The 14,879-nt window shown below is 43.4% G+C and carries 10 protein-coding genes; 6 read left to right on the plus strand and 4 right to left on the minus strand.

Annotation, left to right across the window (positions count from 1 at the left end; all coding sequences use genetic code 11):
* Nucleotides 1-236: 236 nt before the first annotated feature.
* Nucleotides 237-1,697, minus strand: coding sequence for an NAD-dependent succinate-semialdehyde dehydrogenase (locus AB3Y96_RS19175; protein ID WP_367299965.1), 1,461 nt, complete (start codon nt 1,695-1,697; stop codon nt 237-239).
* 213 nt (nt 1,698-1,910) lie between these two features.
* Nucleotides 1,911-2,225, minus strand: coding sequence for an HdeA/HdeB family chaperone (locus AB3Y96_RS19180; protein ID WP_072308500.1), 315 nt, complete (start codon nt 2,223-2,225; stop codon nt 1,911-1,913).
* A 738-nt stretch (nt 2,226-2,963) separates the two neighbouring features.
* On the opposite strand from AB3Y96_RS19180, the gene hha reads away from it, so the two are divergent.
* The 5 genes from hha (at nt 2,964) to AB3Y96_RS19205 (ending at nt 8,523) form a co-directional block, all read left to right on the plus strand.
* Complete coding sequence (hha, locus tag AB3Y96_RS19185) at nt 2,964-3,173, plus strand: hemolysin expression modulator Hha (protein ID WP_072308499.1); 210 nt, start codon at nt 2,964-2,966, stop codon at nt 3,171-3,173.
* A 228-nt stretch (nt 3,174-3,401) separates the two neighbouring features.
* Nucleotides 3,402-4,802: a glutamate decarboxylase gene (locus AB3Y96_RS19190; RefSeq protein ID WP_072308498.1), complete on the plus strand. Its 1,401-nt coding sequence runs from the start codon at nt 3,402-3,404 to the stop codon at nt 4,800-4,802.
* Nucleotides 4,803-4,954: 152 nt separating this feature from the next.
* On the plus strand, nt 4,955-6,502 hold the full coding sequence (gene gadC, locus AB3Y96_RS19195) for a glutamate:gamma-aminobutyrate antiporter (protein ID WP_072308497.1): 1,548 nt from the start codon (nt 4,955-4,957) through the stop codon (nt 6,500-6,502).
* A 102-nt stretch (nt 6,503-6,604) separates the two neighbouring features.
* Nucleotides 6,605-7,543 carry a glutaminase A gene (gene glsA, locus AB3Y96_RS19200; RefSeq protein WP_367299966.1) on the plus strand — a complete coding sequence of 313 codons (939 nt, stop codon included), beginning with the start codon at nt 6,605-6,607 and terminating at the stop codon, nt 7,541-7,543.
* Between the two features lie 59 nt (nt 7,544-7,602).
* Nucleotides 7,603-8,523, plus strand: a complete 921-nt coding sequence (locus AB3Y96_RS19205) for an ion transporter (protein WP_367299967.1) — start codon at nt 7,603-7,605, stop codon at nt 8,521-8,523.
* Nucleotides 8,524-8,590: 67 nt separating this feature from the next.
* Here the strand turns inward: AB3Y96_RS19205 and AB3Y96_RS19210 are convergent, their stop codons facing one another.
* Nucleotides 8,591-12,184, minus strand: coding sequence for a response regulator (locus AB3Y96_RS19210; protein WP_367299968.1), 3,594 nt, complete (start codon nt 12,182-12,184; stop codon nt 8,591-8,593).
* 4 nt (nt 12,185-12,188) lie between these two features.
* Nucleotides 12,189-12,803, minus strand: coding sequence for an acid-sensing system DNA-binding response regulator EvgA (evgA, locus tag AB3Y96_RS19215; RefSeq protein WP_072308538.1), 615 nt, complete (start codon nt 12,801-12,803; stop codon nt 12,189-12,191).
* A gap of 674 nt (nt 12,804-13,477) precedes the next feature.
* Here evgA and adiC point away from each other — a divergent pair.
* Complete coding sequence (gene adiC / locus AB3Y96_RS19220) at nt 13,478-14,809, plus strand: arginine/agmatine antiporter (RefSeq protein ID WP_072308495.1); 1,332 nt, start codon at nt 13,478-13,480, stop codon at nt 14,807-14,809.
* The last annotated feature ends 70 nt before the right edge of the window (nt 14,810-14,879 follow it).

The following is a 14,879-nucleotide window of genomic DNA, read 5'->3' on the forward strand; positions in this document are numbered from 1 at the left end:
CATAAAGGATCTAACTAAAATAATTGCGAAAAATGAAGCACAGATGAAACCCACATTTTTATTTAGGCCGCGTGATCCACGTGATTACGCAGAACTGAACAACCAGCCCTCGTACTTATCATAATCGCAGAATAAGGAAACACCAGTAGGTATAGATTGAACAAATAGGAAAATAGCGTGGGGTTTTGTTTTATGCGGGCGAAATACGTGAGCACACGCAGTTCGCCCGTCAGGATTTAGAGATTACCGAGGTGCAGCGTTTTCACTTCCATAAACTCTTCCAGACCCAGCGTGGAACCCTCACGGCCCAAGCCAGACTCTTTCACCCCGCCAAATGGCGCGAGTTCAGTTGAGACCGAGCATTCGTTAATACCGATCATCCCGCTTTCCAACAGTTCAGATACGCGGAACACGCGCGACAGATTCTGAGTATAGAAATAAGCCGCTAAACCAAACGGTGTATCGTTGGCACGTTTGATCACTTCATCTTCAGTTTTGAAACGATAACAAGCAGCAACAGGGCCAAAGGTCTCTTCCGATGCCATCAGCATGTCTTCGTTAGCTTCAGCAATCAGCGTTGGCTGGAAGAAATTGCCGCCCAGCGCGTGGCGCTGTCCGCCCACAATCACTTTCCCGCCATTTTCTAAGGCATCTTTAACGTGTTGCTCCACTTTATCCACGCCCTTCTCGCTCACCAACGGGCCGACATTCACACCGTCGTCCATGCCGTTACCCACTTTCAGCTTGCGCACTTCATCGGCCAAACGGCTCACAAACGTATCGTAAATGCTGTCGTGAAGATAAATACGGTTGATGCATACGCACACCTGGCCCGCATTGCGGAACTTGTTTGCCATCACACCTTTAATTGCGGCATCTAAATCGGCGTCTTCAAAAACGATGAAGGACGCATTGCCACCCAACTCCATCGACACCTTTTTCATGGTTTCAGCGGCGTTACGCACCAAGGTTTTACCCACGCCCGTTGAGCCGGTAAATGAGATTTTACGCACATCTTTGCTGCCCATTATGACGTCGCTGATAGCCAGCGTATCCCCCGATACCGCGTTCAACACGCCATCTGGGACACCGGCTTTCTGTGCCAGCGCTAACAGTGCAAAGGCACACAGTGGAGTTTCATTGGCGGGTTTGATCAAACCGGTACAGCCCGCAGCAAGAGCAGGGCCTAATTTGCGCGTTAGCATCGCTAACGGGAAGTTCCACGGCGTAATCGCGGCGACGACGCCAACGGGTTCACGCGTCGCCCAAATGCGCGAACCCGGCTTCACCGGCGGAATTATCTCACCGTTGGCACGCTTCGCCTCTTCGGCAAACCACTGAATAAAGCTGGCGGCATAATCGACCTCACCCAGCGCTTCTTTAAGCGGCTTCCCTTGTTCAGCCACCATCAGTTCGGCCAAAAATGGCTTATTTTCAACGATCAGGTGATACCAATTCTGTAGGATTTCAGAGCGTTGCTTGGCCGTTGTTTTACGCCATGCAGGTAACGCTTCGCTGGCGGCACGAATCGCTGCCTGAGTTTCTTTCTGCCCCGCATTGGCGACTTTAGCTACCACTTCACCCGTTGCAGGGTTGGTGACTTCATAGGTATCCGAGGCGTCCTGCCATTGACCAGCAACAAAAAAGCCGGTTTTAAAGAATTCATTTTTCTTAAGTTTTTCGTGTAAGGGGTTCACTTCTGCCTCCAGAATCGCCGCGATGCTCACAAATGAGGTCCACTGTGAGTGGTAAAAAAAATGCACACCGAAGAGTATAGAGGAAGATTTTTAAGGTGGAGATAAGAAGTCGATGAATTTTAGCAGGTGCTAGCTACGCCCTTTATTTTAGTCAAGGCGCGTTATTATTCGCCAAGCCTAAGAAGTCTTAGCGCTTGGCGTTAGAATTACATCTTAGTGCACAACTAAATCCTGTAATTTGTTTTTGAATTCATAAACTTTTTTATCTTGGTTTTTCTTACAGAATTCAACCATCGGCGGCACAGCAATCACTGCAGATTCACGCAAAGAAACAGAATCACCACCTTTGTAGTCGGTTACATCATCAAGCATAAAGAAGGCAATTGGGGCCATAGCTTTAGGATTAAGGTCAAGAAACTCTTTACAGTTCATGTCTTTAGGTGTCACTTCCACATTAGCAGCAAAGCTTGAGCTCAGTGGAATAAACAACGCAGCAGAAAGAGTGGCGACAAGAATTGATTTTTTCATAAAAACCTCAAGTAATTAATGATGGGTTATTGATGAAAGAACAATACATTTTTAAATTGTAAACTCAAATAAATAAAAGACTCTGTTTATGCAAAGTTTACAAATTAATAAAGAGATTTACTCGCTAAAAAAACATCTTACACCATCGTTCAAATCACTATTTTATGAATTATCTTACACATGTAATCCTTAGACTACACCTATCTAGAGCAAGCCCTATAGACTATATAATTCAAGGTGTTTATCCTATCCATAGTAGCTTATTTACTTTGAGGCTTCTGATTTAACATTATAAAAATAACTCATCGTTAAATTAATAAATTTCATTTTTTCAGTGCAAACAAATTCATTGCGACCCGTTGCCGAAACATGCGCATCACTATACCGAACCGTATACTAACGTATATGACAACCCAGTTATATCCGACAAGGTATTTTTGTGAAAATTATATATATATTTGTTATCAGCTGTATGTTTATACCCTCCCTACATTCAGATCATGAGTACATCACCGCTAAGAGATCATGCAATAACCTGATTCATATGATAAACATAAAAGATCTTACAAAAGACATCATAAATAACCCACTATTAAAGAATAACAAAAAATGCGTATCTCTCACATGGAGATGCGATGCAAAGTAGATACAACAAAAAAACATTCATCAACTTATAAAATAATTTAGCATTGAAAATATTTACACGTGAATAATAAATCAAATTTGAGCATTGTTAGCATGAAAAAAACAAAGCAGGATTGGCTGTTTCAGCTTCGTCGTTGTACATGTAAAGACACACTAGAGAAAGTTATTGAAGCCAATAATTACAAACTCAGCCAAGGCGATCTCATCGTTTTTTACTCTGCAGCCGATCATCGGTTAGCTGAAATCATAATGAATAAACTCTACGATAAAATACCTTCTTGTGTCTGGTCCTTTGTTAGGTAATGACTATTTTGCGCATAAAAATTAAAACTAAAGGCGACATCTTACGCGTGTAGGAATATGACTTCATTTACAGGAATCCTATCTTACATCGTTAAACAAAATATTATCATGGCGAAAATAAGAACATCTTCGTTGATAAAACTGAGAGCAATAATAATGTTTAATCATGTCACTGGAGTGAATCTAGTATCTAGATTAAATATGACATCAACCTTTTAGAGGTAATATATGAATAATAAACAAACGCTGAAATGCAATGATGGCCTAGACGATGTTTACGCTTCCATTGAATTATCAACCTCACTACCAAAAACAAAGTTCCCCGCCCAAGAGCATGACCCTCGTAATATTTTCAATGCGGTTCGTGATGAATTAATGTTAGATGGCAACTCTCGTCAAAACTTGGCAACGTTTTGCCAAACATGGGTTGATGAAGAAATTCGCGATCTAATGGATTTATCAATTGATAAGAACATGATTGATAAAGATGAATATCCACAGACGGCCGAAATTGAAACGCGCTGTGTGCATATGCTGGCCGATCTTTGGAACTCTCCAACACCTGAAACCACGCTGGGCTGTTCTACTATCGGTTCATCAGAAGCCGCCATGCTGGGTGGATTAGCGCTTAAGTGGCAGTGGCGTAAAAAGCGTGCAGCTTTAGGTCTATCAACCGATAAGCCAAACTTGATCTGTGGCCCAGTACAAATTTGCTGGCATAAATTTGCTCGTTATTTTGACGTTGAGCTGCGTGAAATTCCGCTGCAGGGCGACCGCCTCATTATGAGCCCAGAAGAAGTCCTCAAGCGCGTCGACGAAAATACAATTGGTGTCGTGCCAACGCTCGGTGTCACTTTCACGTGCCAATATGAGCCTGTTAAGCAGGTTCACGATGCCCTCGACCAATTGCAAAAAGAGACGGGTCTGGATATCCCAATGCACATCGATGGTGCGAGTGGTGGCTTCTTGGCCCCATTCTGCGCACCCGATCTTGAGTGGGATTTCCGCCTACCTCGCGTAAAATCCATTAATGCTTCCGGCCATAAATTCGGACTTGCTCCGCTCGGGACTGGCTGGGTTGTGTGGCGTGAAGCGGCTGACCTACCTCAAGAACTCATTTTCAACGTTAACTATCTTGGCGGCGACATGCCAACCTTCGCGCTGAATTTCTCACGCCCTGGCGGTCAAATTATTGCGCAGTATTACAACTTCTTGCGTTTAGGCCGTGAAGGCTATGCCAAAATTCATAATGCCTGCTATTCAACGGCTCAATATTTGGCACAAGAAATTGAAAAACTTGGACCATTCGAAATGATCTTTGATGGTGATTGTGAAAAAGGCATTCCTGCGCTTGCTTGGAAACTTAAAGACAACGCATCAACCAATGGTTATACCCTGTACGACTTGGCAGACAGACTGCGCAGCCGTGGTTGGCAGGTGCCGGCCTATTCCATGCCTGCTGAACGTGAAGACCTTGTGGTACAACGCATCCTAGTGCGACATGGCGTTAGCCGCGATCTCGGTAGCCTATTGATTGATGATATGAAGCGGGCGCTGGATTATTTCGAAAAACACCCAGTAAGCCATGCTCTGTCTGAAAAAGAAGCCAGTGGATTTAATCACGGTTAAACTCTATTAGCTTTTCCTATGATTATTTAATCAGTAACTTTATTAGATTGAAATGATCTAGGCCTCCCTATATTTAATAGACAACAGCTGCCCTTTCACAAATATATTCCATCCGGGATAGAGAGGGTAATTGTTGTTTCAAGGAAATAACAATGGCGAATATAAAAGCCTCCCCCGCAACAAACCAATTATCGTTATTAGGCTTCTTTGCCATAACGGCATCAATGGTTATGGCAGTATATGAATATCCCACCTTTGCAACCTCAGGGTTTAGCTTAGTCTTCTTCCTGCTACTCGGCGGTATTCTATGGTTTATTCCCGTAGGCCTGTGCGCGGCAGAGATGGCCACGGTTGAAGGTTGGGAAGAAGGCGGCGTTTTTACTTGGGTATCTAAGACCCTCGGTGAACGCTGGGGATTCGCAGCAATTTCATTTGGGTATCTGCAAATTGCAGTCGGTTTTATCCCAATGCTGTACTTTATTTTGGGGGCTTTATCTTTCATTCTAAAATGGCCTGCACTCAATGAAGATCCGATAACAAAAACCATAGCGGGATTAGTTATCCTCTGGGCATTAGCCATTACCCAATTCAGCGGTACAAAATATACCGCCCGCATTGCGAAAATCGGTTTCTTTGCGGGTATTTTACTCCCTGCTCTTATTCTGGTTGTTTTGGCTATTAGCTACTTAGCGAGCGGTGCACCTTTACAAATTGAAATGAGCACGGCGACCTTCTTCCCTGATTTCACACAGATCGGGACATTAGTGGTATTCGTTGCCTTTATTCTGAGTTATATGGGCGTTGAGGCATCAGCAACTCACGTCAATGAAATGAAAAATCCAGGCCGTGATTATCCTATTGCGATGATACTGCTGATGATTGCTGCTATTTGCTTGAGCTCAATCGGCGGACTTTCGGTTGCTTCCGTTATCCCACATAATGACATTAACTTGTCTAGCGGCGTCGTTCAGACATTCAACGTGCTTATTTCACATTACGGCCCCGGCTTTGAATGGGCGACGCGTATCATTGCCGCACTGCTGATGTTGGGTGTTTTAGCCGAAGTCGCTTCTTGGATCGTCGGGCCTTCACGAGGTATGTTCGTCACCGCACAAAAGGGCATACTTCCTAAAAGCTTTGCAAAAGTGAACAAGAACGGCGTGCCCGTTGCTTTAGTTATTTCTCAATTGGCTATTACGACCATCGCGTTGACTATTCTGACAAACACCGGTGGCGGCAGCAATATGTCGTTCCTAATCGCATTGTCATTAACGGTGGTTATTTATCTCTGCAGCTACTTCATGCTGTTCTTGGGTTATATTCAATTAATCCGTAAGCAACCAGATAAAAAACGTGCTTTCCATATCCCTGGCGGCAAGAACTTCAAAATTCTTATTGCCGTGGTTGGGCTGGCAATTTCATTAATTGCTTTCATTGTTTCATTCTTCCCGCCAAGTTCATTACCGGGCGGTGAGGCGAATGATGTTTACGTTGAACTCTTAGTTGTTAGCTTCCTCATTGTATTGTCCATTCCTTTCATCGTTTATGCATTACATACTAAGAAAGGGAAAACAACCAATGCAACGCTAGTACCTATCAAGTCTCACAACGCACCAGAGGGTCATTTCTTCATGCACCCACGTGCCCGTTCAACACATCATTTTGTCGTTGGCAGCGAAAAGAAAATTGATAGCAAATAGTTAGTATTTTTCTTCAAATAAATACAACTCACCTAAACGCCTAATTTATTAGGCGTTTCCTACGCTTTAGAGACTAAAATATTTCACTATAGGGTTAACTTTATGACTATGGTTCTAAATAATGTACAAGAAGCATTAGTGAACGCGTACTCCCAATTTTCAACACTCGCGGGCGGAGAAAACGCAAACTATATTCCTTATTTAGCAAGCATCCCCAGTAACGTCTCCTCAATGGCTATTGTCACCGTTGATGGCGATATTCTGTCTCAAGGAGATTCTGACTTCCGGTTTGCTTTAGAATCTATTTCCAAAGTATGTTCTCTTGCCTTAGCACTCGAAGACGTTGGGCCAACAGAGGTACAAAACAAAATTGGTGCAGACCCTACTGGACTCCCCTTCAATTCAGTTATTGCGCTGGAACTGCATAGCGGAAAGCCCTTATCTCCTTTGGTGAACGCTGGCGCCATGTCTACCGTGAGCCTTCTTAACGCAAATAGTAGCGAACATCGGTGGGAGCGTATTCTTAATATTCAGCAGCAACTGGCAGGAGCGCCGATCTCACTGTGCGAAGAGCTTAATCACTCAGAGCAAACCACTAACTTTCATAATAGAGCCATTGCTTGGCTGCTATATTCTGCAGATGCCATGTACTGTGATCCCATGGAGGCCTGTGATGTTTATACCCGCCAGTGCTCAACGTTAGTAAACACCGTTGAGCTTGCAACTATGGCGGCCACTTTTGCCGCCGGCGGCATTAATCCAATTACCCAGAAAAAAGTATTAACCGCAGCGAATGTTCCTTTCCTTCTTGCTGAAATGACCATGGAGGGGATGTATGGAAGTTCTGGCGATTGGGCTTATACCGTTGGCTTGCCGGCAAAGAGCGGCGTCGGTGGCGGAATTTTAACGGTAGTTCCGGGCGTGATGGGGATCGCGGCATTCTCTCCGCCGCTTGATGCCATGGGCAACAGCGTCCGAGGTCAGAAGATGACGGCATCCTTCGCCCAGCGGCTGAATTATAACTTGTACAAGAATCGCTAAAATCACACGCCATTATTTCTCGCGATAGACAAATCGGTTGAAACCGGTGGAAGAATTCGATGGCTCCATCTTCTATCCAAAATTTAACGATTCCGATAGAGCCATTCATGACGACAAATAACCATATGAAAAATAACCAAACTAGCAGTTGGCATCAGAATTTATATTCATTTCTTTTCGACATTCACACTAAGCATGGAAAAAGAGCTGAGTGGGTTTGGATGTCTATATCAATCGCAAGCGTTGCTCTTATTTTCCTTGAGTCAGCGGACCCAGAGGTTAATAACAATATCCCTACAGGAAAAAACGTCTATTTCATCCTTGAGGTTTTGTTTACCGCAATATTTACTTTGGAATATATTTTACGTCTGTTATCTGAAAAGAGAATGAGCACGTATGTTTTTAGTTTTCTCGGGGTCGTAGACGTAGTAACCACGTTGCCTCTTTATATTTTATTATTATATCCTGATATTGCATGTGAGTATTTTACGCTCTTGCGAATGCTACGGGTCATGAGAATATTACGTGTATTTAAAATCATGCATTATATGGGGTCAGTCAATTTACTGTGGGAGAGTATTTATGGTATACGCAAAAAGTTATTGATATTTTTTACTTTCGTCTTTATCCAACTGTGTTTATTTGGCGGGATTATGTACGTCATCGAGGGGCCAGAAAATGGCTTTACCAGCCTTCACGTTGCCGTTTATTGGGGAGTTGTCACAATGACAACGGTAGGATACGGCGATATCACGCCTCATACTGCGTTAGGACGCTGTCTGGCATCCATTCTTATATTGATTGGCTATTCGATTATCGCCATACCTACTGGGGTATTAACGGCACATATGACAGACCTGTTGCAACGCCGCCGTCACACTCATAGGTGTTCGAATTGTAATAAAACGGGTCATGATGAGGATGCCGCATTTTGCAAAGCCTGCGGGCACCCTTTTAGCGTATCACGCAATAATGGCTAAGCAGTAAAACACTGTCTCCACGCGATTCGACTTAAGCATAAGATATGACGCAAAAAACAAGCGTCAATCATGCTTGGGAAAAGCTGTTAATCGCCTCTCTTAAGCGATTTAGCTCAACTTCAAGCTGCTTCATTCCATGTTCAATGACAGAATCATCAGTCTGAACAACTGAATGATTCTCTAACTTTTCCGCTAATTCCTGTAATTTAGTCGCACCAATAATTTGAGCAGTGCCATTAATGCGATGCATATGCATTTTGAATGCGGTCCAATCACCCGCCATTTTGGCTTCCTGAGCAGCTAAGAAATCTTTATTATTTTCTAGCATCGATTGTTCCAACATCTGCTGCATTAATTTTGGATCATTTAATGCCAGCGATTTTAGTGTCGCAATATCAATAAGCTCGTCTAGCTGATAAGTCATATTTACTGATCCCACAGAGGCTAATGCGGAAGCCAATTGTTGTAAATTGATCGGTTTGAAAAGACATGCATTCATGCCAATTGCAAGGCATCGATCTTTTTCCTGCGCTTGGGCATTTGCAGTTAAGCCCCAAATAACGATATCGCTGTCAAAGCCTCGAATATGACGCGTCAAGGTAACCCCATCCATATTCGGCATATTGACATCTGTTATCACCAAGTCATAGCTATGTTCATTTATCAAAATTAATGCATCATTTCCATCGCTCGCCTCATCGACTTTATATCCCAGCGTATCTAATTGACGACGCAGCAGCAGACGGTTAACCGGATGATCGTCAACGATTAATATTTTTAGTTTCTTGGCTGGGTACACCGCAGGCTGCAGTTCAACCGAGCTGATGATATCTTCATGAGATACCGCCGTTACCAGATCGATCGTCATCGTTGTCCCTTGTCCAACCTGACTCAGCAACCCCAACTTTCCATTCATACGCGTCACTAACTCGCGACAAATCAAAAGCCCTAACCCCGACCCTGTCTGCTGTTTACCCGTTTCGGTTTGGCTGTATGGCTTAAAGAGCCGTTCCTGATCTTCTTGGCTAATGCCCGCACCGGTATCTGTCACACGCAATATAAGCTGGGTTTGGCCAGAACGCGTGGCGATGGACTCTGCGCTGACCTCAACCCCACCGTGTTCTGTGAATTTTATGGCATTGCTTAGCAGATTGGAGAGTAATTGCTTGGTTGCCTGAGGATCTAGACGTAAATACTCCCCTTTGACCAGTCGGTTAACAAAGGTGAGTTTGAGCTGTTTCTGCTTGGCAAGACCTTCGAAGCCTCTCATCACCGTCGTAATCAGCACCTCAAGATTGACCCATTCTGGCGATAATTCAAAACTCCCAGACTCGATTTTATTCATATCTAAAATATCGCCGATTAGCCCCAGCAATGACTGAGCCGTGGCGTAGGCCAACGAGATAGACTCTTTATCTTCTTCAGGACTTTGGTTATGGAGAGCGAGTAATTCAAGAAACCCCATCACCGCGCTGACAGGCGTGCGAATTTCATGGCTCATGCTGGCTAAGAAAGTACTTTTCGCCTCATTAGCCTGAATCGCTTTATCCTTTTCAGTTTGCAATGCGCCGAGCAACTGTCGCGATTCCGTCACATCCTGCCATCCACAGATTAGCGTTGGCAGAACATTGTCGGATGGCATAACACAAAGCGTAATCCAATGAATAATATGGCGATCCTCTCGACCATTGTTCAGCATAATGCTGTGCTCAATAACCTTATCAGGGATCAGACCATTTTGAATGTCTCGGTTAAGAACCGAAAAAATATCAGACAGTGGATTACGACTATCAAACAAAGATGTAGAGGTCACATTTTTCTGGTCAGTTGAAAAAAATGACATAAAAGCACTGTTATAGCTTTGAACTTCACCATCGAGAGAAATGGTATAAACCGGTATAGGGATCGAATTAGATAATGTTTTTCTAAAGCTAAGCTGGTTTTCTAAATCCGCCTGAGATTGTTTTCTCATGCGTACTTCTCGTGAAAGATACCCGCCCCACAGTAGGAAACTTAAAATAATAAAAACAGACAGCGTTATTACAATATAAAACTGCTTATTATAAAGATGCCAGGTATCAATTTTGATATCAGGAAGTTTAACCCACTTAGACGAAATGAATAATATCGTTTTAGGTGGAATATTATCTAGTGCCTTATTCAATATTTGCTTTAATTCTTGATCTCCACGCGGAACAGCAAAACTGACTAAGGCTGGGGCTTCATCCGCCATGATCTCATATTTGAGTTGGTTGGGATAATAATGGTCTATCATATAGCGGGCGGTTAGCTGCGTTGATATGACCGCATCAATTTTCCCTTCAGCCAACAGATTAAGCCCAAGGCTGGTATTTTCGACCTGCACAAGTTCGATCCCAGGGTATTTAGTATGCAATTTTTCCGTAAGAATATGCATCGTTGTCACCGCCACTTTCATCCCCGGTGACAGCTCAGCATTACTAGCAGAGGTTCTCACCACGACGGCAAAAGGCGTCGTGATAATAGGATGAGTAAATGAAATCAGCTCCTCACGGCTAGGGCTATATGTCGCCGTAGGGAGTATATTCCAATCACCGTTTAGCATTTTATCAACCATTTCGGTATTGGAATTAGCTGTTACAGTTTCGAACTCTAACCCTGTTTGTAAATGAATAAGATTGAGGATATCCCCTGTCACACCTCTTATTTCATTGTTCTCATCTAATAGCGAAAAAGGCGCGTAATATGGATTAATCAATACTTTAAGTTTAGGATGCTTCTCTAACCAACGCTGTTCCTGAGGTGTTAATGATAAAGATTTTGTTAACAACGCTGGATTACCGCTTTCTAACCACGGCTGAGAAATATGATTTGTAATAGGATTCGTCAAGCCACCTAAAAAATTATTGATAATAGGAATCAAAGGTGATTGCGTATCTAAAGCGATAAATTGATTATGTATCGGCGAGGAACGCCAGAATTTAATAATACTTAATGTCTGATGGAAATCACGCATTATACTCGTGCCACTGGCAAGATTATTACCAATGAAATAGTTGCTTTTTCCATTATATAACGAGGCGAGCGCTTGATACGCAGTCTCATAGTGAAGAATTTTAGCATTCGGAAATGAAGCTTTTACAAACTGTTCGCTAGGATAACCCTCTGCAATAGCAATGGTTACCGGACTATCCGTATGCAGCGGTTGCATAACATTTTTTTGGGTGGTGACTAAGGTCGGATAAGCGCTAATCATCGGTAAGGACGCAACGAAAGGTGCCGTGGCGTTAAAACCGGTTTTAAGCGAAGTCAGCATCAAATCAGCTTTACCAACTTTGACAGCATTTAGCGCAAGTTTTTCGCTTTCATAGTGGTCAATCTTAACGTTAATACCCAGCGCTCTCTGCAACAAAGACAGATATTCAGCATTCATGCCACGGAAACGGCCGGAAGAGCTATCCAACATCAGCGGAGGCGATTCTGGAGAATAAACGGCAATAACAAGCGTCTTTTTTTCCGCCAGCCACAGTTGCTCGGCAGTACTCAATTTGAGATTAGGGAGCATGGGGCCGCTGTTACTAAAAATCTCCAGTCTTACTGGCTCTTGGTTAGCAGATGCACCCTGAGCAACGAATAACGTTGCAATGATAAACAGCGTAAGTCTGATTGCTCGTTGTAGCATAAAGTCAGCCAATCTTATTTCTATTTGATAAATTGAATAGCTCCATCAGAGACTTACACTCCAGTTTTTCCATCAAACGACTTTTGTAAGTACTCACCGTTTTGCTGCTAATATTCATTTCAGTGGCAATATGGATGTTGTCTACGCCATTTAAAATATAGCGCATAACTTTGATTTCTTGTGTTGATAAAGAATCCAGCTTTTCTTGCTCTGACGTTAACTTACCGACAAAGCTATCTAGTGAAAAAGGAAAATAGCTATAGCCATTACGCGCAGCTTTTACCGCTGCCACAATATTAGACATACCCTTTTTCTTGCTCACAAACGCATTTGCCCCAGCATCAGCGCTACGCTTGCCATAGAAGCGATCGTTTTTAGCAGAAACCACCACGATAATGCAGCTATTTTGCTGTCGTCTTAGCTTCTCGACAACTTCTATACCGCTCAGAACAGGGATATCAATATCGACCACGACAATATCTGGCTGCATTTCTTTAATGACCTGCAGAGCTTCCGCGCCATCTCCAGATTCAGCAATCACGTTGATGTCGTCATTTTCCAGCAAGTTTCTGATTGCCACTCGCGCCAGAGGATGATCGTCTATAATTATCGCGCTCAACTTGTTATTTTCACTCACCATTACCACCTCAAACGTAAATCATACTGTATTGATAAATATAGCGAAAAACCTCAACAGCGATTTCTGTCATGGCTGAGGCCATCACGTTTACCGTGGTGAGCATTCGATCATTTTATTGATGTAGGCAACCTTACACATCCCTTACAGGAACTCGCTTTGCTTGGAAAGGCCCATTGATTACAAACAAGAAGCACGCTATAGCGTCATCTTATAAACCTAAGATTAGCAATATGTTCTAGATAGCGCGAATGTAAACTTGAGTTGATTATATGCTAATAAAATAAACAGCGTCTAAATGAAACCATTAGTTTATACCGTCGATATTCCTCATTGAATTATTTAGCTACCAATTTCACTATCATTATTTCTGCATATATCTTACACATACGCAATCTAACGCCTACATACGTAGGACGCTACCTACTCTTGCAAAATGCCGAGTCTTATATATTTATGCTCCTGCAACCGCTATAGTTTTTTGCATAAATTTCAATTATGAACTGTTCGTTTATTCACTATGTAATGCTGTGTCTATTTATATTAGTTAGGATTTAATATAAACCCCATCATGACTAATAATATTAATACTCATTCAAATAACGTTGTTCATCCAATATTTAATTAAACAAATAGGATCCGTTAAGGTTTTATATATGGCAATTGAATCAGATTCACATAAAGTAGGGCTCATACCTGTCACTTTAATGGTTTCAGGCAATATCATGGGGTCGGGTGTTTTTCTCCTTCCTGCAAACCTAGCATCCACAGGGGGCGTCGCTATTTATGGCTGGTTGGTCACCATCATCGGTGCTTTAGCGTTATCCATGGTGTACGCCAAAATGTCTTCGCTGGATGCAAGCCCTGGTGGATCTTATGCCTATGCTCGTCGAGCGTTCGGCCCATTCATCGGATATCAAACTAACCTGCTGTATTGGTTAGCCTGTTGGGTCGGTAACATTGCGATGGTTGTTATCGGCGTGGGCTATCTCAGCTACTTCTTCCCTGCGCTAAAAGATCCCATGATCATGACGCTGACCTGCGTTTTAGTCCTCTGGTTCTTCGTTATTTTGAACATTATCGGCGCCAAAATGATAACGCGTGTGCAGGCTGTGGCCACGGTGTTAGCACTGGTTCCTATTCTGTCAGTTGCTATTTTTGGCTGGTTCTGGTTTAGCGGCGATACCTATATGGCCGCGTGGAACGTCAGCGGAAAAAGTACGTTGGGCGCAATTCAAAGCACTCTAAACGTAACGCTATGGTCATTTATCGGCGTAGAGAGCGCGTCCGTTGCCGCCGCCGTTGTCAAAAACCCGAAGAAAAACGTCCCGATCGCCACTATCGGTGGTGTTCTGATTGCCGCCGTTTGTTATGTGCTCTCAACCACCGCCATCATGGGTATGATCCCGAATGCGGCATTGCGTGTATCAACATCCCCGTTCGGTGATGCCGCGCGTATGGCATTGGGTGAAACCGCAGGCGCCATCGTGACATTCTGTGCGGCAGCGGGCTGTCTCGGCTCACTGGGCGGCTGGACGCTGCTTGCCAGCCAAACCGCCAAAGCGGCCGCAGACGATGGCCTATTCCCGCCGATTTTCGCCAAAGTGAATAAAAAAGGCGTTCCGGTACAAGGCCTGATTGTACTTGGCGTACTTATGACAATATTCCAAGTTGCCTCAATATCACCTAATGCGGCAGCGCAATTTGGTGTCGTCTCTTCGGTATCCGTTATTTTCACCTTAGTACCTTATCTTTACACCTGCGCGGCATTGCTGCTGGTTGGACACGGGCACTTAGGGAATCAAAAAGGGTTATTTACCTTTATCACATTTATTGCCTTTGTTTATTGCATATGGGCTGTTATTGGCTCCGGCGCACAAGAGGTTATGTGGTCGTTTGTTGCGTTAATGATCGTAACCGCACTTTACGCTCTGAATTATAACCGAACACACAAAAATCCGTTCCCACTGGACGCTCAGGCGGAATAGCAATACTACGTGGCCTAATTATTTTTAGGTCACGAAAAAATAAGAACACAATGAATTTAATAAATAGCTA

The sequence above is a fragment of the Hafnia alvei genome, assembly GCF_964063325.1.
Taxonomy (GTDB): Bacteria; Pseudomonadota; Gammaproteobacteria; order Enterobacterales; family Enterobacteriaceae; genus Hafnia; species Hafnia alvei_B.